Here is a 22886-nt window from a genome sequence, read left to right as displayed (position 1 = left end):
GGTTAAATATGTAACTATCATGTTTAATTATGGTTTTAATTAAGGTTTTTTTAATGCAAAAGCCCTTTTGTGACCTAGATCTACTTTCAATCAATCCCCGCTTCTTGTTATCCTCCCGTCCGCACAAAAAAGTTGCAGCTTGAATTTTTATTCAGCCAACAATTCTTCTCGCTCAACGCCGGACCTGTTAATTGAAATTCGCACTCAGCCAATTTTGCGCTGAAGGATTGAATCTCGTTGCGAGGTTCTCCCACTTCAGTATGACAAACTTAGCCCTGCTTTTTGGGTTACTGTTTGTGCTGCCCGCAGCTGACTTAGTGTCAGTGATGGTCGGCGGCTGCATCGATATTGGCGAATTAATCACCCTAAGTGATGGCTTTTTAATCGAGTTCTTCGGCGCCACGCTGCTGAGCATTTTGCTGCTCAATCCCCAGATTATTAAGCAATTGTGGAATTTGTTCGACAATGGCTTCAAGTTTTTCAACAGCTTAGATTTAACTAATGCTGCCCTGTTTTTAGCACCCCCAAGGCTAAAACCCCTCGAGCACCTTGCGCACGGTTGTCGCGCCCCACCATTGTAACTCTTTGTTTTAAAACTCAATTTTAGCATTAAGCGCTGAAAGTCGATCCTCAATCTCGTATTGAGGTGGCAGGCATTTTTGTGCCACGCTCGAGCCACTTTCGGATTTGCCTTCGGATAACGCCGCTCAATGCTACTGCCAATCTCTCAGGGCAGAGTTGTAAACCTTAGGGTTAGAGGAATCTTCCTTTGTTAATTCGAAATTTAAGTAAAGTAGCATTCGCGGCGCTTGCCCTGATGCTCGCAGGCTGTGATGGCGGCGTATTGGATCCCAAGGGCCAGATCGGTGCCGATGAAAAGCACCTGATCATCATCGCTACCCTACTCATGCTGATTGTGGTTATCCCCGTGATCTTTATGACCTTGTTCTTCGCTTGGAAGTATCGCGATGGTCGAGATCAGGAGGTTTACGCGCCCAAATGGTCCCATTCGAGCGCGATTGAAACCGTGGTTTGGATTGTGCCGATAGTAATCGTCGTGATTCTAGGGGTGATTACCTGGGGCTCTACCCATGATCTCGACCCTTACAAACCACTCGAACACGAGGCCAAGCCGATTACGGTTGAAGTGGTTTCTATGGACTGGAAATGGTTGTTTATCTATCCAGAACAAGGTGTTGCATCGGTAAACGAACTGGCTTTCCCAGCGAACGTACCAGTGAACTTTAAGATCACCTCTGATACCGCAATGAACTCTTTCTTTATCCCGCAGTTAGGTAGCCAAATCTACTCAATGGCAGGGATGACGACTAAGTTGCACCTGATTGCCAACGAACCCGGTACCTATGACGGTATTTCCGCTAACTATAGCGGCGCAGGTTTTGCGGGCATGAAGTTTAAAGCCATTGCCACGCCAACGGCAGCCGACTTCGATGCTTGGGTAGCCAAGGCAAAACAACAGGCGACTAAGACCTTAGACTCTGCGACTTACCAAGCCTTAGCACAGAAGAGTGAAAACAATCCTGTTGAATACTTTGGCTCAGTGAGTCACGGCATGTTCGATCAAATCGTTATGCAATACATGCACATGGACTCAAACGAGCACATGGCAGGCCATGAAGGTATGGAACACATGAGTACCGACCACAATATGGCTGGCATGCACCACGATATGGCGCATATGGCGAGCGAACAGAAGATGGCCGACATGGAAAGCTCAACCCATTCTGACACTTCATCAACAGAACACTCATCCACTCACCAAGTGGAGGCGGAGTAATCATGTCTTTTCTCGGTAAATTAAGCTTAGATGCGATCCCGTATCATGAGCCTATCATCATGGTGACCCTTGCGGTTGTTGCCGTGATAGGCCTGTACGTCGCAGCCTTGATCACTAAACACAAAAAATGGGGTGTGCTTTGGCACGACTGGTTAACCTCGGTTGACCATAAACGCCTCGGTATCATGTACATAGTGCTTGCCTTTATCATGCTGATCCGCGGTTTTTCCGACGCCATCATGATGCGTACCCAGCAGGCACTGGCCACCAATGGCGCCGCAGGTTATCTGCCGCCAGAACATTACGACCAAATCTTCACCGCCCACGGCGTGATCATGATTATCTTTATGGCGATGCCATTTATGATCGGTCTAATGAACTTAGTGCTGCCACTGCAAATCGGTGCCCGCGACGTAGCCTTCCCCTTCTTGAACAACCTCAGCTTCTGGCTAACCGCGTCTGGTGCCGTGCTGATCAATATTTCATTAGGTTTAGGTGAATTCGCCCGTACCGGTTGGGTAGCTTACCCGCCGTTGTCTGAACTAGCTTACAGTCCGGGCGTTGGGGTCGATTACTATATCTGGGCGCTGCAGATTTCGGGGATAGGGACAACCTTAACCGGGGTCAACTTTATCGCGACTGTGCTTAAGATGCGTGCTCCAGGCATGAAGCTGATGCAAATGCCCATCTTCACTTGGACTTGTACTTGGGCCAACATCCTGATCGTGGCGTCGTTCCCGATCCTGACTGCGGTTTTAGCGCTGTTAACACTCGATCGCTACATGGGTTTCCACTTCTTCACCAATGATGGTGGTGGTAACGCCATGATGTATATCAACCTGTTCTGGGCTTGGGGTCACCCTGAAGTGTACATCCTGATTTTACCTGCGTTCGGTATCTTCTCGGATGTGATTTCAACCTTTACCTCTAAGCGTCTGTTCGGCTATTCCTCAATGGTATGGGCCAGTGGCGCGATTTCGATCCTCGGTTTTATCGTGTGGTTACACCACTTCTTCACCATGGGCTCGAGTGCCAACGTCAACGCCTTCTTCGGCGTGATGACCATGGTGATTGCGGTCCCGACTGGGGTAAAACTGTTTAACTGGTTGTTCACCATTTACCGCGGCCGCCTGCGCTTAACTGTGCCAGTGCTGTGGACCTTAGGCTTTATGGTGACTTTCACCATTGGTGGTATGACGGGCGTGTTATTGGCCGTACCTGGCGCCGACTACGTACTGCACAACAGCTTGTTCCTGATCGCTCACTTCCATAACACCATTATCGGTGGTGCCGTGTTTGGTTACTTAGCCGGTTTTGCTTACTGGTTCCCGAAAGCGACGGGTTTCCACTTAAATGAGCGTTTAGGTAAAGCGTCATTCTGGTGCTGGCAGATTGGTTTCTATGTGGCCTTTATGCCGCTGTATGTACTCGGTTTTATGGGTATGACTCGCCGTATCAACCACATTGATAACCCAGCATGGAACCTGTGGATCTATATCGCTGCCGTGGGTGCTTGCATCATCATGGTCGGTATCATTCTGCAATTCGTGCAACTGTACGTGAGTATCCGTGACTGCGACCAAAACCGTGACACCACGGGCGACCCATGGAATGGCCACACGCTGGAATGGTCAACCGCCTCACCACCACAGTTCTACAACTTTGCTAAGTTGCCACAAGTGTCTGATATCGACGCCTTTACCGATGCGAAAGAAAAAGGCACCGCCTATCAACGCCAAAAACACTATCAGCCAATCCATATGCCGAAAAATACCCCAAGCGGGATCTTAATGGCGCTGGGTATTACCGCCGCGGGCTTTGCTGCGATTTGGCACATTCTGTGGCTCGCGATTGTGGGCATGGTGGGCGCGTTTATCGTGTTCTTATTCCGTGCTTATAACAACGATGTTGACTATTACGTTCAACCCGATGAAGTGGCACGCATTGAAAATGCTCACTTAAACAATGTAGTAAGGGGCTGATATGAGTGTTGCAATCCCAGCTGATTTAGACGTTGCTCACGCCGAGGAGCACCACGAGCACCATGACACGGGTGGCAACACCCTGTTTGGTTTTTGGCTCTACCTGATGACCGACTGCATCCTGTTTGCATCCGTATTCGCCACCTACGCCGTGCTCTATATGAACACCGACGGCGGTGTATCGGGTAAAGACATTTTTGAACTGGACTTTGTGCTGATCGAAACCGCAGCCCTGCTGCTCAGTAGTATTACCTATGGTTTCGCGTTGATTTTCGCTAAGCGCCACAACAAGGCGGCAACCCTCACTTGGTTAGCCATTACCTTTGCACTGGGCTGTGTGTTTATCGGCATGGAAGTCTATGAGTTCCATCACCTGATCGAACATGGCAACGGCCCACAACGCAGCGCCTTCCTGTCATCTTTCTTCACCTTAGTGGGCATGCACGGCTTGCACGTGACCGCAGGGTTAATTTGGATGGCAATCATGATGATTGAAGTCGCCAAAACGGGCTTAGGCAACCGCAGCATCACTCGCCTGAGCTGCTTAAGCTTGTTCTGGCATTTCCTCGACATAGTGTGGATTTGTGTATTCACCGTTGTGTACTTATTGGGAGCACTGTAATGGGCGCACATACTCAATCACATGACCATAGCCATGGCGCAGAGGATCTGGCCGCCAGCATCAAGTCCTACTTAGTCGGTTTTGTGCTGTCAGTGGTGTTAACTGCCATCCCATTCTGGGCGGTAATGACCCATCACTTCGAGCAATCGACAACGCTTGCTATCGTCGTTGTCACAGCACTGGTGCAGATTTTGGTACACCTTAAGTACTTCCTGCACTTGGACTTCTCTAAGGAAGGCAAGATCAACACCTTCTCCTTCCTATTTACCGCACTGATCATCGTGATGGTGGTTGGCTTGTCGGTATGGATCATTCTCGAAGCTAACGCTTTGATGATGTAACGAGACACAGCAAATGAACACACAAGCTAGATTGACATCGACGCAATGGAAAGCACGCTTCAAAGGGTATGTACAGGTAACTAAGCCTGGCATCATTTTCGGGAATCTGATTTCCGTTGCTGGCGGCTTCCTATTGGCCGCTAAGGGCGATGTGGATCTGGTCTTGATGCTGGCAAGCTTAGTGGGATTATCCTTAGTCGTCGCCTCAGGCTGTGCGATTAATAACTGTATCGACCGTGACATTGACGCCAAAATGCAGCGCACCTGCAAACGCGTCACCGTCACGGGCGAAATCCCCCTAAGCCATGTCTTGCTGTTTGGCATCGCCTTAGGCGTGCTTGGATTTGGCATCTTAGCTCTGTTCACTAATGCCTTAGCCCTGCTGTTTGCCGCTATTGGCTATGTCGTTTATGTCGGGATTTATAGCCTCTATATGAAGCGAAACTCGGTTTACGGCACCTTAGTCGGCAGCTTTTCGGGCGCAGTACCGCCCGTGGTGGGCTATTGCAGTGTGACGGGGCAAATGGATATGGGCGCAGTGATTTTATTGCTGATGTTCAGCCTCTGGCAGATGCCACACTCCTACGCCATCGCGATTTTCCGCTTTAATGACTATGCAGCCGCGAAGATCCCCGTGCTGCCAGTCGCCGAAGGGATGGCCAAGGCGAAGCACCATATAGTGCTCTATATCGCAGTGTTCGCCTTGGTCAGCACTATGCTGCCACTCGCAGGTTACACAGGCACCGCCTTTATGGCCGTGACCTGTGCCACCAGCCTCTGGTGGCTAACTATGGCCCTCAAAGGTTATCGTCAAGATGTGGATATGCCACGTTGGGCCAGACAAGTGTTTGGTTTTTCAATTATTACCATCACAGCACTCAGTGTAACCATGGCGCTGGATTTTCAAGCGGTCAGTCAAACCCCACTGTTTACCTTAGTGCGATAAACATAACCTTTATTCAAAAACAAAAGCGCTAACCTAGGTTAGCGCTTTTTTATTGCCTTAATCCTCAATAACTAAGGGACAAAAGGGCGTTAAAAAATGGATGACGAGCACTACTTCATTGCCGATTTTATATAGACATCGAAACGGTTTTTCTTAGTTTCGATAACCATGCTGGGCTTAACGCCGGCGAGGTCTTCGGCATAATCGGGGCGCTTCACCACTACACGCTTACTGGCTAAGGCCATGGCGGGGGCGAGCAAACCGTCTGCATCAAGATCCGCGCCGACTAAGGTTTGGAAGACCCGCATTTCTTTTTTTACTAAGGCTGATTTGTCACGGTGGGGGTACATAGGGTCGAGGTAGACGACATCAACTTCTTGCTCCAATTTTGCGAGTGCTTCGAGGCTGGAACCATGGAAAAGCTGCATACGTTCACGCATCCAGTCGCCGATTTCGGCATCTTGATAGGCGCGGCGTAGACCGTCTTCTAATAATGCGGCCACCACAGGATGGCGCTCTACCATAGTCACAGTGCAGCCTAAACTTGCCAGCACAAAGGCATCGCGGCCGAGGCCCGCAGTACCATCGACCACTTTTGGCGTAACGCCCTGCTTTAACCCAACAGCCTTGGCAATCGACTGACCACGACCGCCACCAAACTTGCGTCTATGGGCGACCGCGCCTGTCACAAAATCCACCACTATGCCATCGAGCTTAGGCTCATCACGCTTATGTAGCGTCAAGGTGTCTGATTCAAAACGCAATTCAAATGGCGCATCGACATCAAAAACCAGTTGCCAGCGGGCACAAATGTCCACAAGTGTTGGAAATTGCTGATTAAAAAAGACTGGAATAGGCAAAGGGATCACTGTTTAACGGGTAGAAATTGCGGCCATTATGCCAAAGAACCGCCTTGATGAACATGCAAGCAAATCACCTTGTTTGCGAGTATTAAGTTGTTGGTCAATTTGTCTAACTGCTCCTATAAAAACTCAAACATCAATCACAATGTAATTGACTGATTTATAATGGAAGAAATCTATTTATGTAACAAATTAGCGATTTATGTTATATGTCTTATTCCCAGTCAACCTTAGCGACTTCCGTATGGAATAAGGACATTTTTTGCTTAACTGGCTGAAAGGTTTTTTGTTTATCAGAGAGCAAGACTTTTTAAACCCTGATAGAACCATATTAAAAACCAGTTTATTGCGGATTATTTTGCTAAGTGGTGCAGTATTGACCACCAGCATAGTGCTGCACAGTTCATTGATTGCATATGAACTCAACCTCAGTTTTATTATTGGCATCACGGTCAGTTTTTTAACTGTGCTATTTCTTGCGCTATGGTTTACCCGTCGATGTTTACTGGCGAGTTCAATCAGCTTGCTGGTCATGGTGGTTGCAGCCTGTTTGTCTATCTTGTTGTTTGTACCTAATTTCAATTTGTCGCAGGCGGGTATTACTTTTCTGTATACGCTGCCGCTGATGGCGCTTTTTCTGTTTGGCAGAAAAGTCGCCTGCTGGATGATGTGCTTCAATGTGTTGCCTTTTTTATTATTGCTGCGTAACCAAAACCTCCCGCCCCTTGTCGATGTGGATATTAGCCTGCCCGCAACTCACGCCTATCTAAACGGGTTACTGTTTATGTTTTTTAATATCTGTATCCCCTTATCGGCAATGCGGCTATTAAAAACCCAAAAAATCCATGCACAGCAGATGATTAAGCATCAAAAGGCACTGCAACATACCTTAGATCAATATGCTGAGATTTTTGATAATAATGGCACAGCGTCTTTCTTCTGTAATGAGGATGGAGTGATTCTCAACCTAAATAATGCGGCAAAGAACATTGCTACCGATATCACACTCAATAGCACTCGCCTATGTGACATTTTTGATTTAACTGAAGATGCCAGCGTCAATTTACTCGCCGCGTCATTTCAGACCCGTTTAAAAAACAACCAAAGCAATCGATATCTCCTGCAAAAAGCCTCATTGGAGCACCACGATACCTTGTTATTTCACTGTCACGATATCACGGCGCAAACCAATCATGCGCTTGAATTAAGTCGACTTAAAAAGCACCATATCAGCACTCATTATTATGATTTAGTCACGGGTTTACCCAACGAGAACCATTGGTATAACCCCGCTCCAAGCGCGACTCATCAAGCAATGACCGTCGCTTTAGTTAAGATAGATAATCTCAGCCAAATCAATGCCGCATTTGGGATCGGCGTTGGTGATGCAATTCTAAAAGCCTTTGCCATAGAACTGAAAGAACGTGTCGGCCATCAGGCCAAAATATACCGCTTTAGGGGCGCATCCTTTGCCCTAGAATTCACCGAACTACCGTTAATCTCCCCAGAGACGCTTGCACAACAATTGCGGCAACGCATACCAACCAGTTTAAAACTGAAGCAAGAACAGCAGATTGAATATCATCTCGAATGTCGAATAGGTTGCTGTTCAGGTAATAAATCCGCGCCGCAGCAAGCCGCCGAGCAATGCTTAATTGCCATCAAACAAACCACCCAAGCTAACCCTGTCATGGTGTATTACGTTGGTTTGATTAACAATTTGCTTGAGGCCTCCTCGCAAGAAAGTAAAATCCGCGATGCGTTAAAACACAACCGTCTTGAAATGTGGTTACAGCCTAAAGTGATGGCTGATGGCCATATCATTAGCTTTGAAGCGCTCGCCAGAATGTTCGATAAAGACGGCAGCATGATCATGCCAAGCACCTTTATCCCCATTATAGAGTCGTCACAATTACAGGCGATTTTTGCGATGAAAGTGCTTAGACAGTTACTCCAACTGATCCGCTCTTGGCCAAAAAATGTCCCTATGGTCAGGATAGCTTTCAACTTGTCAGGGCAAGATATACTGTCGGATCGCTTCTTTAAAGTCTTGATCCAAACCTATATGAATCATCCTGAACTCATCCCATTATTAGAAATTGAAATTACAGAAACTTCAGTATTTTCAACATATAAAGAAACTGGCAGACGTTTAAACACTCTTGCTCGTATGGGCGTATCCATTGCGATTGACGATTTTGGCACTGGCCATGCGTCACTAAGCCAGTTAATCGATATCAGTGCCGACACCATTAAGATCGACCGTTACTTTGTGAGTCAGCTAGGTATTAGCGAGCGCCATACTCAAATTGTCAACGCCGCAATTTTATTAGCTAAAAGTTTAAACCTGAATGTCATTGCAGAGGGGATCGAAACCGAAACGCAATTAATGCAACTGACCGCACTAGGGTGTGAACAGTTTCAAGGTTACTTATTTGGTAAACCCGCCCCCGCTGGGCTTTGGCTAAAAACCTTCCAGATGCAAACCCCTTCACATTGGCTAGCCCATAAAAAACGGGCGAAGTGAGGCATTAATTTTACGCCATAGGGCATCCTAGGTATAATTGCCGACATGCATTTGCCTCCCTTTGCTTTGTTTGCAAATAACTAGGATCCCCCATGTTAAGTTACCGTCACGGTTATCACGCCGGCAATTATGCCGATGTGCTGAAACACGCTATGTTGCTGCAAACCTTGCAGTTAATGCATAAAAAAGACAAACCGCTCGTGTATATCGACACCCATGCGGGTGCAGGCGGTTATGCGTTAACGGATGAGTTTGCCCAAAAGACAGGTGAATACCTCGAAGGCGTAGCTAAGCTCTGGGATAAAACCGATCTGCCAAAATCCCTACAGGATTATGTGGATGCAGTGCGCCACTTTAACGAAGATAATCCAGAAGATCTCAACTTCTACCCAGGCTCCCCCGCCATTATCGATATGGAGCTAGGGCCAAAGGATCGTATGGTTCTGCACGAATTGCACGGTACCGATCATCTGCTACTGGATGAGTATTTCGAACAAGATAAGCAAGTTAAAGTGATTAAAGGCGATGGCTTAAAAGGGCTGATTGCCGCAGTACCGCCACTAGAGCGCCGCGCACTGGTACTTGTTGACCCCAGTTATGAGATTAAGACCGACTATCAAACAGTGGCCGACACGTTAATCAAGGCGCACAAACGCTTTGCCACGGGCGTATTTATGCTCTGGTATCCGGTAGTCAACCGCGCGCAAACAGAAGAAATGCTCTCCCGCTTAGCCACTAGCGGTATTAAGCGCCAACTACGTATCGAGCAAGCCATCAAGCCCGATTCTAACGAGTTTGGCATGACTGCCGCAGGACTATGGGTGATCAATCCACCTTGGCAACTGGATGAAATTGCTACCGAAATGCTCGATTACTTAGGTAAAACCCTCGGCCAAGCAGATGGTCATGTCAGCGTAAAATGGGAAGTTGGCGAATAAGCTCTGCCAGATTGGCTTCAACATTATGAAGCTGCAACATAGCGCAGCGGATACTTTACTTGTCCCGCTGCGTTTGTTGTTAAAGCAGAATATCGATAGTTACAGCGAACCTTATACCTTAGTGCTGCGGTAACGCTTGAGCAGAATTTGCACCCGTTCTACGTAGGCTTGGGTTTCTGGATAGGGCGGAATACCGTTGTACTGAGTCACAGTTGTAGGCCCAGCATTATAGGCCGCGCAGGCCAGCGCAATATCCCCATTGAACTGTTTTAGCATTTGCGCCAAATACTTACTACCACCGAGAATATTCTCCTCTGGCAAAAAGGCATTAGTCACACCCATCTCTTTGGCGGTTTCGGGCATCAATTGCATTAACCCCATAGCCCCCGAGCGGGATATCGCTCTAGCATTAAATGCTGACTCAGCATGGATAACCGCACGGATAAGTGCAGGATCTAACCGATGTTTATGGGCCGCGCGGCTGATTAAACTCTCGTAATTACGGGTAAACAACCGAATACCATTCCAATCGATAGTCGAGTCTGGGCGACAAGCAAAGCAATCGTACAGTAGGATCTGGTAATCGCTGCTCGATGGCGCTTTATCGGTAAAAACAGTTACGCCATTGGCCTGTTGATATTGATAAACCTTAAATTTTTCTTGGCCTTCCGCGCTGACGATGCCACTGTCAGAATAGCGCGCCACAATGCGCGGCTTAGTCGGTTTGACCTCTTCGGCGAACACGGTTGCAAAGCTCCCCCAAGTTAACAATAAGCCGAGCCCATATAGCGCAATCGACTTAAGGTAAGTAGGTGGTTGGTGCATTGCTATCATCAAAGTCCCGTGTATTCGTTTAGTTTAAGTATTTCAATAATAGCAAAGAGTTGCTTCATCTCACGGTTTAACTGGCTAAATTCTGTCGAAAAATTCGCACTATCAAAGATAGAGCGCATTTGGAAACGACTCCTACGATTGGGCAAAAATAGGATCAGCCGGTTGCGAAAGAAGGCACATTGGATATCACCAGCAAAGACCTTTGCCAGTTGCTGTAATCGCTCCATAAAAGCGGTGTTGAGCAAATAACGTGATTCAATTTGATCTGTTGAAAACACATCAAACTCTTTTTCAAACAAGGGGTCTTCTAGTCGCACTCTTTGCAGCCCCGAATGACTGTCGGATAAGAAATTCGCTAATCCGCCACGATCCTTTAATACCACGGTATGGCCGATAAACTGCTTGTGACTACTGAGCTCGACCACAGTGCCGCGAAAACGGGTTTCAGTGCGGGTTACGGTTTTGCGTTTATTACCGTCCCACTCTTCCACTCGCACATCTTTGGTCAGGGTTAACTCATTGACGATTAGTTCTACGCCTTTGTATTGACCGTGAATATAGTCACCAAAACTCACCTTGTCGTAATGAGGTAAGACTTTTGCCGCCGAGAGCCGATTTATATCAAGGCGCATCTCGCGATTGTAGATAAAGTCTTCACCAAAATACTTAAACATGATGGGATAGATTTCTTGCTGCACTTGACGCGTAAACTGCCTTGTCGGGGTAAAACTCCAAAAACCTAATAACAGTAGTGCAATGATTGGTAGCGGAAACAACACCAGCCCACGGCTATGTCCCAATATCGTTAATAGTACGAGCCCTGCAACAATCACTAAACTGAGATACAAGCGTTGACGTGTTGCCTTCAGGCTTGCTACGCGCTTGGTTTCATAACGGGCAGCAAGCGGTGCAAGGTGGGAATCATAATACTGTTGCAGCGACTCCCTATCCGCAGGCTCTGCCGACAGTTTTACCGTCTGTCGCTGGGCCTTGATGGGACGACCCAAGATAAAGGTGAATATATTCATTGAGATCGTTATTTTACGGGGGCATTTTGCCCCCGCAAATATTAAAGATTACAGATAATCTGCGGCGTCTATTGGTGCTTTAGATGCCTCACTGACTTCATAAAATGGCATCACTTTAATCTTAGCCATTGACGCAATAATCGACCCAGGAAAAATTTCAACGGCTGTATTTAACTCCGACACCGCTGAGTTATAGAAACGACGAGCCGCCGAAATATGTGCTTCGACCTCGTTATAGGTTTGCATGGCTTCAAGCATAGTGTTGTCGGACTTCAGCTCGGGATAGTTTTCAACATTAACCATCAAGGTAGCCATTTTGTCGTTTAACTGCTCGGCTTGTGCAATATGCTCTTTAACCGCATTGGGGTCAGTCTTGTTGTAATGACGGGTTAATTGCGTGCGTAGCTCAGTAATTTCAGTGAGCAATGACTTTTCATGATCCATAAATCGCTTGGCGATTTTGAGGATATTGGGCACGAGATCGGCGCGTTTAGCCAACTGCACATCGATCCCCGACAGAGCCTCAAGGGCGGTATTGCGTTTTTTGACTAGGCTGACATACCAAAGATAGGTCACGATAAAAATCAGCGCTAATCCCAGTAACAGTTTGTCCATCTTCCATCCTTAGTGTTTATTATTGTTTTTAATGGCTACAGCTAACCATAAATAAGCAAGAATTTCATCTAAAGCGTTAGCTAGTGCAATGAAATGTTATCTTTTACTGCACAGGTAAGAGCATCTGACCCAAGATTTTTTGTGACAAGATTAAACCCGAATTGATTGAAAACATTCAGCTTGGATACAGAAAAACTAAGCTATAGTTAATTTGCACAACGTTTAGAGCAACCTTTTTGCTCGTGAATACTGGACTCCCCGTGAGTCCATTTTTTTATCCAAAATCTGCCTACATACTGCTCTAGCCTCATTTAAGTTTTATTTAAAGCACAAGCATCATACTTTTCGGCCAATTTTTTCACTTTTACCTTAGCGTTAATCCAATCACTTGAGCGAGAGGCTCCTCAGCCAAGTCACGCCGCATCGATTCAGCTCACGGATAAAAAATGCGCTAGCAAAGGTCGACAGAGGCAAGGCATGAGTTTGAAATCCAATCATATTCCCATAAAGACATCGCCCCCACATGACATCAGCTCAAGTGGCTGGTTTGTACGCTTTCTGAATATTGTCGAACGGTTAGGTAATTTATTGCCACACCCTATTACCCTGTTTGCTCTATTTTGTGTCGCCGTGATTCTGGTGTCTGGCATTGCTGGCTACTTTGAGTTGACGGTGGCCGATCCACGCCCCGAGGGCGCCCACGGCCGAGGTGCCGATGGACTTATCCATGTGGTCAGCCTGATGAATGCCGAAGGCTTGCGGATGATAGTGTCCAACTTAGTCACTAACTTTACCGGTTTTACCCCCTTGGGCACGGTTCTGGTTGCCCTACTGGGTGTGGGTATCGCCGAGCGTTCAGGACTATTATCCGCCGCCATGCGTGCACTCGTCATGGGTGCATCTAAGCGTTTAGTGACAGTGACTATCGTGTTTGCGGGAATTATGTCAAACACCGCGGCAGAGCTAGGGTATGTGGTATTAATTCCCATGGCGGCGATGATTTTTCATTCCTTAGGCCGTCATCCGTTAGCAGGCTTAGCCGCTGCATTTGCAGGAGTATCAGGGGGATACAGCGCAAATCTATTGCTCGGTACTGTCGATCCACTGTTATCGGGCATAACTGAAGCGGCGGCGCGGATGATCGACCCCGACTACAACGTCGGCCCTGAGGTTAACTGGTACTTTATGTTTGTCTCGACCTTTGTGATCACTTTCCTCGGCGCCTTTGTAACCGAGAAAATTGTCGAGCCCAAACTGGGCAAGTATCAGGGCGATGATGCCGATGAAAGCGTGCATCAATCCATGGGCAATGTCACTGAGCTGGAAAAACGCGGCCTCAAGTGGGCGGGGTTATCTATGCTGGTGCTAGCGGTAATCCTTGCGCTGTCAGTCGTGCCAGAGGGTGCGCCACTGCGCGATCCTAAAACCGGTCTGGTTTCGGGCTCACCCTTCCTCAAGGGGATTGTCGCCTTTATCTTTATCTGTTTTGCGATCCCGGGTTTTGTCTACGGCAAGGTCGTTGGCAGCATTAAAAACGATAAAGACGTTATCAATGCCATGTCGCACAGTATGAGTACAATGGGACTGTATATCGTACTGGTGTTCTTTGCGGCACAATTTGTGGCCTTCTTTAACTGGAGTAATCTCGGCGCCGTGTTAGCCGTGCTGGGCGCAGATGCCTTGCAATCCATAGGGTTAACTGGGCCAATCCTGTTCCTGTTTTTTATTATGCTGTGCGGCTTTATCAACCTAATGCTGGGCAGTGCTTCAGCACAGTGGGCCATTACCGCGCCCATTTTTGTGCCCATGCTGATGTTGGTTGGCTATGCGCCAGAAACCATTCAAGCGGCTTACCGTATTGGGGATTCGGTAACTAACTTAATCACACCAATGATGAGTTATTTCGGATTGATTTTAGCGGTGGCCTGTCGCTATCAGAAAAACCTCGGCATAGGCACACTGATCGCCACTATGTTGCCTTATACCTTAGTGTTCTTCATCGGCTGGACGGCGTTTTTCTTTCTGTGGGTATTCGGTTTTGGTTTACCTGTAGGGCCGGGGGCAGCAACTTACTATACGCCTTAGGCACGAGTTTAACTTTCGCTAGGTTGATTAGGGCGTCGCAGCTAGTCTCGGCGCCTTTTTCATGGACAGATTTAACGGGCTAGTCGTACAACCATTCCATTAAAAAGCCACAAATCAGTAAGAAAACCCCAAAGTTAAACACCATCGTTTGTAATTTCGACTTAGGCGACTTATCGTCGGCTTGGGTCATGACCTGACTTAACGGTGTAAAAAACATATTGGGTTCGAGTCCCATGCCGATAAAAAATACCGCTACGGCAACACTACGGATGAGCTCGGGGACGACAAGCTGCTCAAGATAAAACTCATAGGCACCATAGGCCAAAATGCCAATAGCGATAGCATGGCAAATCATCGCTACGACAAGTTGCTTAGTGATAAGACTGCTCACCGATGACACGATTTTGCTCCTACGCCAGCGCTATGTATTGATTATGGACGATATTTGCCGCGCAGTTTATCTCTTCTGTGATTTAACTGCATCCATAGCGTCCAGCCAAATAGCACGCCACTCGCGGGATAAATATATAGTGCGACTTTCATTGCCTGCCAAAATGGTGTCTCAGCGGTGAAGTATTGAAACCCCGCCACCAAAAGTGACGTCACCCCCCCCCCAATACAGTACGCCAATCACCAAGATGAAATACCACTTTCCCCTTGCGAGAGATGCCTCTAATTTGATTAATTGATCCTTACTGACTGCCGACATCACCTGCTCTCTTTTTATCTTGACTCATTTAATATGCCCGAATTAATTCATGGTAGCTATCCATCCTTGTAACGATAATATTTTCGCCCAACAAAAAGCCCTGTAAATACAGGGCTTTGATTAGAACGCTAGATTACTCCGCCGATGTTGGCTTTTCGTCTTTCGCTTTTCTCTCTCGTTTACTAAAGATCCGCTCAACAATAACGAAGAACAGTGGCACGAAGAAGATACCTAAGAACGTCGAACTCATCATACCGCCAAGTACTCCAGTACCGATGGCATTCTGGCTACCTGAACCTACACCCGTACTAATGGCTAACGGCACAACCCCCAAACCAAACGCGAGCGATGTCATCAGAATCGGACGCAAACGCACACGTACAGCATGTAACGTCGCTTCAACCAGACCCGCCCCTTTCTCGTAGAACTCTTTCGCAAATTCCACAATCAAGATGGCGTTCTTGGTTGCCAAACCAACGGTTGTCAGCAGACCTACTTGGAAGAACACGTCGTTTGGCAAGCCACGGCCATTCATCGCCAGCAGGGCACCGATAATACCTAGAGGAACCACTAGGATTACCGCAAACGGAACTGACCAGCTCTCATACAGTGCAGCCAATACGAGGAATACCACCAGAATCGACAACGCATATAGCGCAGGCGCTTGGTTACCCGATAAACGCTCCTCATAGGATAAGCCGTTCCACTCGATGCCAAAGCCCGGTGGTAACTGTTTAACTAGGTCTTCCATAATATTCATGGCCGCACCAGTACTAAAGCCTGGTGCTGTTGCGCCTTGAATATTCACCGCAGGTAAACCGTTAAAACGTTCTAGACGTGGTGAGCCGTATTCCCAAGAACCTGTCGCAAAGGCTGAAAACGGCACCATATCGCCCTTGTTGTTACGCACATACCAAGTGTCTAGGTCTTCTGGCTGCATACGGTATTGAGCATCACCTTGCACAAATACCTTTTTAACACGGCCTCGGTCGATAAAGTCGTTAACATAGGAACCACCCCAAGCCGTTGCCAACACACTGTTAACGTTAGCAATCTCAACGCCTAATGCGCTCAACTTAGCATGATCAATGTGCAATTGATAAATTGGCGCATCTTCCTGACCATTAGGGCGAACCCCCACAAGGTTTGGATTTTGAGCTGCCATACCCAGCAATTGATTACGCGCCGCCACTAACTTATCGTGACCTTGGCCGTTTTTATCTTGCAGGTACATATCGAAACCATTGGCCGTACCCAACTCGATGACCGCTGGCGGTACGAAGGCGAATACGAAGGCTTCTTTCATTTGGCTGAATACACCCATAGCGCGGCCCGCAATGGATTGTACATCCATACCTGGCGCTTCACGCTCTGACCAATCTTTCAAACCAACGAAGGCAATACCCATGTTCTGGCCTTGACCCGCAAAACTGAAGCCCGCAACACTAAATACCGACCTTACGCCTTCTTCAGCCATAAAGTGATCAGAGACTTTCTCTAACACTTTCATGGTGCTTTCTTGGGTAGAGTTGGTTGGCAAAATTGCCTGCGTGAACAAGATACCTTGGTCTTCGTCTGGTAAGAATGCCGTTGGCATGCGCATGAAAATCCAGCCCACTGCCACCACTAATGCAGCGTAAATCATCATGACCCTGAAGCCACGCTTCACAATGCCAGCCACGCTCGATTCGTAACGGTTCGTTAAGCGATCGAAACCACGGTTAAACCAACCGAAGAAACCCGTTTCGATATGGCCATGACCCTTCTTCAACGGTTTAAGCATAGTCGCACAGAGTGCGGGGGTTAAAATCAAGGCCACCAGCACAGACAGCGCCATCGCAGAAACGATTGTGATCGAGAACTGACGGTAAATTACCCCAGTAGAACCCGACATAAACGCCATAGGTACGAATACCGCAGACAAGGTCAGACCGATACCGACTAACGCGCCAGTAATTTGATCCATCGACTTACGGGTCGCTTCGAGTGGACTTAAGCCCTCTTCGGCCATCACCCGCTCAACGTTTTCAACCACCACAATCGCGTCGTCCACGAGTAGACCAATCGCCAGTACCATTGCAAACATGGTGAGGGTGTTGATGGAGAAGCCTGTTGCCGAGAGAATCGCAAAGGTACCCAGCAATACCACAGGTACTGCAATCGTTGGAATTAAAGTCGCACGGAAGTTCTGCAGGAAGAGATACATGATGACGAACACCAGTACGATCGCTTCAAGCAGAGTGTGGACTACGCCTTCAATCGATTTATCAACGAATGGTGTTGTATCGTAGGGGTAAACCACATCTAACCCAGCAGGGAAGAAGGGACGCAACTCTTCCACTTTAGCGCGAACCGCTGCCGCCGTATCTAAGGCGTTAGCACCGGTTGCCAGCTTAATCGCAATACCCGAAGCAGGTTTACCGTTATACAGAGACTCTACGGCATAACTTTCTGAACCCAACTCGACACGCGCCACATCACCCAAGAACACGTTCGCACCCGACGTATCGGATTTAAGAATAATCTTGCGGAATTGTTCTGGCGTTTGCAGACGACTCTGTGCCGATACGGTCGCGTTTAGCTCTTGTCCTGGCAGTGATGGCGTACCACCGAGTTGACCAGCAGATACCTGTGCGTTTTGCGCGCGGATAGCACTCACCACATCTAAGCTAGTGAGGTTATATTGAGTCAGTTTCAGCGGGTCTAACCATATACGCATCGCGTACTGAGCACCGAAAATCTGAATTTCACCCACGCCCGGTACACGGCTCATAGGATCTTGGATGTTAGCGCCCACATAGTCGGCGATGTCACCCTTGTCCAAAGAACCGTCGGTCGATACGAAGCCCAATACCATCAGGAAGCCAGAGCTTGACTTGTTAACGTTAACCCCTTGAGATTGAACCTCTTGTGGTAACAAGGTCATTGCGCCCTGTAACTTGTTTTGTACCTGAACCTGCGCGATATCCGGATCGGCCTCAGCGTTAAAGGTTAAGGTAATCGATGCGTTACCAAAGCTATCACTGGTTGAAGCGATATAACGTAGGTGGTCGATACCCTTCATACGTTGCTCAATCACCTGAGTTACTGAGTCTTCAACGATTTTGGCCGATGCACCTGGATAGTTCGCACTGATCACTACTGTCGGTGGCGCAATACTGGGGTACTGCGAGACTGGCAGGGATCGGATCGATAAAATCCCCGCCAACATAATGATTAAGGCGATCACCCACGCAAAGATGGGACGATCAATAAAAAAACGTGCCATAGCTATGCCCTATTTTGCTTGGGTTTCAGAAATAACTTTGGTGGTGACTGGTGCACCTGGACGGATCTTTTGTAATCCTTCCACAATCAACTTATCGCCCGCTTCTAAACCAGAAGTAATACGCCATTGATTGTCGATAACTTCAGCTGTGGTAACAATTTTTGCTTCCACTAGACCTTGATCGTTCACCACCATTGCCACTGCCTGACCCTTAGCGTTACGGGTAATGGCTTTTTGCGGCACTAGGATGGCTTGAGGATCGGTACCGGTATTCAATACAGCACGAACATACATGCCAGGCAGTAAGATGCCATCTGGGTTAGGGAACTCGGCGCGTAGGATCACTGAGCCAGTATTTTCATCCACGCTCACTTCAGCAAATTGCAGCTTACCGTTGTGACCATAAATTGTGCCGTCTTCTAAGACTAGCTGCACGTCAGCGTTATCCGCCGCCTGCAGCTTACCTTGCTTCAGCTTGGCTTTTAGGCGTAACAGCTGAGCACTCGATTGAGCGATATCCACATTGATAGGATCAAGCTGTTGAATGGTTGCCAGAGTTTGGCTTTGGTTAGCCGTTACTAGCGCACCCGCTGTTACACTCGACTTACCGATACGGCCTGAAATCGGCGCTAATACTTCAGTGTATTGAAGATTGATTTTCGCAGTATTAATCGCCGCTTCTGCTACAGTCACGCTGGCCAGCGCTTCTTTGTAAGCGGCTTCGGCTTCATCGAAATCTTGTTTACTGATTGCGTTAGTTTTAACTAACTGCTGATAACGAGCCGCTTTTGCCTTAGCAGAAGCAAGGCTTGCATTTGCTCGAGCTAAGTCAGCATTTGCACTGACAAGTGCAGCTTTATAAGGCGCAGAATCAATTTGATAAAGAGATTCGCCTTGCTTCACATTGCCGCCTTCGACAAAGCTACGCTTAGTGATAATGCCATTCACTTGAGGACGAACTTCGGCTTCAAGAAATGCCTTGCTACGACCCGGTAACTCGACTTGGATAACCTGTGGCTTAGCCTCCACTTTGATTATCCCAACTTCCATGCTCTGCGGCCCCGCGCCGCCATGAGCGGCTTTATCCTCTTGAGGGCTACAAGCTGCCATCCACAACGCCACGCTGATTACTGAGGCAAGTTTAATTGTCTGCCGCATGAGAACTCCTTTAAATTTTAACGCCACCGTGTTCACACAATATGGATGATTTCACGGCCATAATTATAACTAAAATCAAAGCTATTACTTATCGTATACCCTATAAGGATCAACAAGAAAGATAAACAAACAAAAGTGTAAACTAATGAAAATATTCACACCTTTTCCAATACCTTATTAGTAGAATTGTTATCCTATTTAAGAAGTATGTTAACTGTAGATAAGATTGTTAGCGTTATACGATACAAAGCACTTATTCAGCCTACTCTATATCAAAAATGTTGCAAACATGTTTGGCGACACAAATGTTTATACTCGATTAACCTGAGTAAACATTTATTTGATACAGCTAGGGCATATTAGCACAAGCTTTTACATAAGGTTTTGTGCATATATAACCCCTGTGTGGTCATATTGGATCAAGCATGGAATGACCATACCTTGCTATCCGAATGCCTACTATTGCTACGTAAATCCTTGTTACAAATGGGTCAGGGAAACGAATAGATATTCAAACCTTTGGACGCGACATTTTATGACCAAGCGTTGTATAGCGCAAATTGGATATTACATTTTGCACCCCATTTAATGAAACTCAGCTTCCCAAAAAAATGCGGTTTTATAAATTACGCTTTTATTGACCCTGTTATTTCGCTGCTTATTCACATTCATTCATATCTTTTCGTTATTGGTTCATCCCAGGCGGCACCGCTATTAACAATTTATTTTTACGATATAGGTGCGCTAACAATTTCCAATCACTTTGAGATGATGATTATGAAGACTCGTACTAAATTGCTGCTCACTGGGGCGTTACTTTCTTTGGCGGCCAGCTCCCACGCTGCTGAAGATAATCAACTCTTTGGTGGCACCCTTAACGGCAATGTTAATTTTGCTTCGGACTATGTGTTTCGTGGTGAATCCGAGACCTTAGATGGCGATATTCCGGTCGTCCAAGGCACATTAAGTTGGAACCACAATCAAGGTTGGTATGCTGGGGTATTTAGCTCCAACATTAAGTTTGCTGACCCAAACTTAGAAATTGTTACCGCGCCTTTTATTGGTAAAGCGGGAGAGTTTGGCGATTCTGGCTTTACCTATGATGTCATGCTGTTTTCATACCTTTACCCCGGAGCTTCCTATTCCAACTACACCGAATTATGGCTAAAAGTGGGTAAACAATTCGGTCGAGCCAATCTGCAACTCGAAGTCACCCCAACGGTGGATGACTGGTTTGGTGTCGATGGCTGGCACGGGGTGAACTACGCTCTACACCCCAGCTATAGCTTTGACAACGGTGTAAAAATCTCAGCATCTGTGGGTTATCAAGACCTAACGGGTGATGGTGCTGAAGGTTGGGGCCACTGGAACATAGGTTTAAGCAAAGCCTATTACGGCCTTAACTTCGATTTACGCTACCACGGCAGCACTGTCGACAGTGACCATAAAGTCTATGGTACACAAACTGAAATCTTCGATGACAGAGTCGTCATTGGGATCAGTAAAAGTTTCTAATCCTGTTTTTTGCTTATACGTTCATCCCGCTGCTTCCCTGCAGTACTCCAATTGCTTGAAATATCGAGCCTTGACCAGCCAAATTTGGCTGGTCTTTTTTTATCTAAATACGATTATCACCCACGCTACAGGCTAACACCCGGCTGATATCCGCAAGGCAACGGCCCGACTCCTGTTGCCATTGATTGAACACGGCCTGTACCTGTTTTAACGCCGTTTGCGAGCTAAAGCCGGCATCTACCAGCTTGTGCGCTTTAAAATAGCCTTGCACATCATCGGTTAACAAAAAGGTATCCTTACCGATTGCGCGCAAAAAATACGGCCCGGTATTGCCACCGAGACGAGCACCGCGCTTCTTTAAGAGCGCCCAAAGCCCGACTATGTCTTCGGTCGGCCAGTCGGCAATCAGCTTAGCCAAGCTGCCATGTTCGCGGGCAATATCATGGATCATCAAAGCATTATCATAAATTGCTTGGGTTTTCTTTAGGTGGCGAATCAAGGTCGCATCCGCAGCGCGAGCTTGGATCTGCTCGGGTGACAACATTAATACCTTCTCGGGCACAAAATGAAAGAAGGATTTTTCGTAAGCAGGCCATTTATTATCGACCACGCGCCAGACAAAACCACTCTGGAACACTTGTCGGCTCATGGCCGAAAGCAGCGTAGCATCATCGTATTGACGAATTTCAGCACTCGTTAGGCACCCAGGAAGTAAGGCTTCGAGTCCCTTTTTACCGCCTTTGCGCTCACTCGCTCTGGCATAGATGGATGAGAAACTTTCTAATTGGCTCATGCTGTTACCTTTGATTATCGATATTTCACTAGCGTTTCTAGGCGTTAATAGTACCGAATTTGAGCCCACGAGGATCATTCCGTATGGAAAACCTGTTTTACGTCCATTTCTGGCCCTTTGAAGAAATTCCCACTGCACGCATGTTGATACCGACTAAAGTTAAGGCGTAGAGTCAAAAAATGCAGTGGTTATGGGGTCGGTACCTATGGAGCTTTTCTATCATCCGTTATCACGATATTCACAGAAAGTATTAATTGCTCTCTATGAGAAACAAGCGAACTTTTATCCGCGGATCACTGATTTACGCGACCCACTGGCACGCAAGGCCTTCCAGCAATTTTATCCTCCTGGCAAACTGCCATTGCTCAAAACGCAAGAAGGCCAACTGATCCCCGAATCCAGCATTATTATTGAATACTTAGACAGGCATTTTCAAAACGGTACAGAGTTATTACCCGCGGAGGCTGAACGGAATTTGTCGGTACGCCTATTCGATCGCATTATTGATTTTGATATCAATAACCCACTATTCCAATTAGAAAAATTAAAGTATGCCCCTGATGGGCATGAGTTCGAAATCAAGCAGATTGAAAAACAAATGCTTACCCAATTTCAACGCTTAGATAGCCATCTTAGTCAAAATCATTGGGTGTGTGGCGACAGTTTTACCTTAGCCGACTGTGCACTGATCCCCTGCTTAAGCTACAGCTTTGCTCACTTAAACCTATTGGATTTAGATGAGCTAGTCCGTTATTGGCAACAGGCGCAGCTTCGCGGCGCCTGGACACTCGTGCTTGAAGAAGTGCTACTAGCCGAAATGGAAGAAGACACTGGGATTAGGAGTATTCCCTAGTACCAGCGCGC

20 protein-coding genes are annotated in these 22886 nt (G+C 47.2%); 11 read left to right on the top strand and 9 right to left on the bottom strand.

Annotated elements, in window-relative coordinates; genetic code table 11:
* The first annotated feature begins 260 nt into the window (after positions 1-260).
* From L976_RS07330 to cyoE, 6 genes are all read left to right on the top strand, one after another.
* Positions 261-581, top strand: a complete 321-nt coding sequence (locus L976_RS07330; protein ID WP_081990903.1) for a hypothetical protein — start codon at positions 261-263, stop codon at positions 579-581.
* A gap of 188 nt (positions 582-769) precedes the next feature.
* A complete protein-coding gene (gene cyoA / locus L976_RS07325) occupies positions 770-1798 on the top strand; it encodes a ubiquinol oxidase subunit II (RefSeq protein ID WP_047535575.1) in 1029 nt (342 codons plus the stop codon).
* A 2-nt stretch (positions 1799-1800) separates the two neighbouring features.
* Positions 1801-3780, top strand: a complete 1980-nt coding sequence (gene cyoB, locus L976_RS07320; protein ID WP_047535573.1) for a cytochrome o ubiquinol oxidase subunit I — start codon at positions 1801-1803, stop codon at positions 3778-3780.
* Between the two features lies 1 nt (position 3781).
* A complete protein-coding gene (cyoC, locus tag L976_RS07315; protein WP_047535571.1) occupies positions 3782-4402 on the top strand; it encodes a cytochrome o ubiquinol oxidase subunit III in 621 nt (206 codons plus the stop codon).
* Complete coding sequence (gene cyoD / locus L976_RS07310) at positions 4402-4743, top strand: cytochrome o ubiquinol oxidase subunit IV (RefSeq protein WP_047535570.1); 342 nt, start codon at positions 4402-4404, stop codon at positions 4741-4743. Before cyoC ends, cyoD begins: the two co-directional genes overlap by 1 nt.
* A gap of 13 nt (positions 4744-4756) precedes the next feature.
* Positions 4757-5689, top strand: a complete 933-nt coding sequence (cyoE, locus tag L976_RS07305; RefSeq protein ID WP_011718749.1) for a heme o synthase — start codon at positions 4757-4759, stop codon at positions 5687-5689.
* Between the two features lie 110 nt (positions 5690-5799).
* On the opposite strand, the gene L976_RS07300 is transcribed toward cyoE, so the two are convergent.
* Complete coding sequence (locus L976_RS07300) at positions 5800-6549, bottom strand: class I SAM-dependent methyltransferase (RefSeq protein ID WP_037423860.1); 750 nt, start codon at positions 6547-6549, stop codon at positions 5800-5802.
* A gap of 265 nt (positions 6550-6814) precedes the next feature.
* Here L976_RS07300 and L976_RS07295 point away from each other — a divergent pair, with 265 nt between their 5' ends.
* Positions 6815-9079, top strand: a complete 2265-nt coding sequence (locus L976_RS07295; RefSeq protein ID WP_047535567.1) for a GGDEF domain-containing phosphodiesterase — start codon at positions 6815-6817, stop codon at positions 9077-9079.
* A gap of 92 nt (positions 9080-9171) precedes the next feature.
* The gene (locus L976_RS07290) at positions 9172-10017 is read left to right on the top strand and encodes a 23S rRNA (adenine(2030)-N(6))-methyltransferase RlmJ (protein ID WP_047535565.1); all 846 of its coding nucleotides are present in this window, start codon (positions 9172-9174) and stop codon (positions 10015-10017) included.
* A 111-nt stretch (positions 10018-10128) separates the two neighbouring features.
* Here the strand turns inward: L976_RS07290 and L976_RS07285 are convergent, their stop codons facing one another.
* The 3 genes from L976_RS07285 to L976_RS07275 are packed head-to-tail and all read right to left on the bottom strand — an operon-like array spanning position 10129 to position 12494.
* Positions 10129-10851: a lytic transglycosylase domain-containing protein gene (locus L976_RS07285; RefSeq protein ID WP_037423814.1), complete on the bottom strand. Its 723-nt coding sequence runs from the start codon at positions 10849-10851 to the stop codon at positions 10129-10131.
* Positions 10851-11879, bottom strand: a complete 1029-nt coding sequence (locus tag L976_RS07280; protein WP_047535562.1) for a DUF3137 domain-containing protein — start codon at positions 11877-11879, stop codon at positions 10851-10853. The genes L976_RS07285 and L976_RS07280 overlap by 1 nt, the downstream gene beginning before the upstream one ends.
* A gap of 48 nt (positions 11880-11927) precedes the next feature.
* Positions 11928-12494, bottom strand: coding sequence for a LemA family protein (locus L976_RS07275; protein ID WP_037423819.1), 567 nt, complete (start codon positions 12492-12494; stop codon positions 11928-11930).
* A 477-nt stretch (positions 12495-12971) separates the two neighbouring features.
* Here L976_RS07275 and L976_RS07270 point away from each other — a divergent pair, with 477 nt between their 5' ends.
* Complete coding sequence (locus L976_RS07270) at positions 12972-14579, top strand: AbgT family transporter (RefSeq protein WP_047535561.1); 1608 nt, start codon at positions 12972-12974, stop codon at positions 14577-14579.
* Positions 14580-14658: 79 nt separating this feature from the next.
* Here the strand turns inward: L976_RS07270 and L976_RS07265 are convergent, their stop codons facing one another.
* The 4 genes from L976_RS07265 to L976_RS07250 all read right to left on the bottom strand — a co-directional run bounded on the left by L976_RS07265 (position 14659) and on the right by L976_RS07250 (position 19714).
* A complete protein-coding gene (locus tag L976_RS07265) occupies positions 14659-14979 on the bottom strand; it encodes a hypothetical protein (protein WP_081990902.1) in 321 nt (106 codons plus the stop codon).
* Between the two features lie 32 nt (positions 14980-15011).
* Positions 15012-15185, bottom strand: coding sequence for a hypothetical protein (locus tag L976_RS23850; protein WP_231570479.1), 174 nt, complete (start codon positions 15183-15185; stop codon positions 15012-15014).
* Positions 15186-15421: 236 nt separating this feature from the next.
* Entirely contained in the window at positions 15422-18556 is a 3135-nt protein-coding gene (locus L976_RS07255) for an efflux RND transporter permease subunit (protein WP_047535559.1), read from the bottom strand.
* Positions 18557-18565: 9 nt separating this feature from the next.
* Positions 18566-19714 carry an efflux RND transporter periplasmic adaptor subunit gene (locus L976_RS07250; RefSeq protein ID WP_047535557.1) on the bottom strand — a complete coding sequence of 383 codons (1149 nt, stop codon included), beginning with the start codon at positions 19712-19714 and terminating at the stop codon, positions 18566-18568.
* A 768-nt stretch (positions 19715-20482) separates the two neighbouring features.
* Between L976_RS07250 and L976_RS07245 the strand changes: the two genes are divergently transcribed.
* Positions 20483-21229 (top strand): TorF family putative porin, encoded by a 747-nt coding sequence (locus tag L976_RS07245; RefSeq protein ID WP_156143166.1) that lies wholly within the window; start codon positions 20483-20485, stop codon positions 21227-21229.
* Positions 21230-21332: 103 nt separating this feature from the next.
* Here L976_RS07245 and L976_RS07240 read toward each other — a convergent pair whose 3' ends face one another.
* Entirely contained in the window at positions 21333-22022 is a 690-nt protein-coding gene (locus L976_RS07240) for a DNA-3-methyladenine glycosylase I (RefSeq protein WP_047535555.1), read from the bottom strand.
* Positions 22023-22227: 205 nt separating this feature from the next.
* On the opposite strand from L976_RS07240, the gene L976_RS07235 reads away from it, so the two are divergent.
* Complete coding sequence (locus tag L976_RS07235) at positions 22228-22875, top strand: glutathione S-transferase family protein (protein WP_047535552.1); 648 nt, start codon at positions 22228-22230, stop codon at positions 22873-22875.
* Positions 22876-22886 lie beyond the last annotated feature (11 nt).

The sequence above is a fragment of the Shewanella sp. ZOR0012 genome, from assembly GCF_000798835.1.
In the GTDB taxonomy this organism is placed as follows: Bacteria; Pseudomonadota; Gammaproteobacteria; order Enterobacterales; family Shewanellaceae; genus Shewanella; species Shewanella xiamenensis.
The sequence above is the reverse complement of the archived record's forward strand: the minus strand, read 5'-3'. Positions and strand labels throughout refer to the sequence as shown.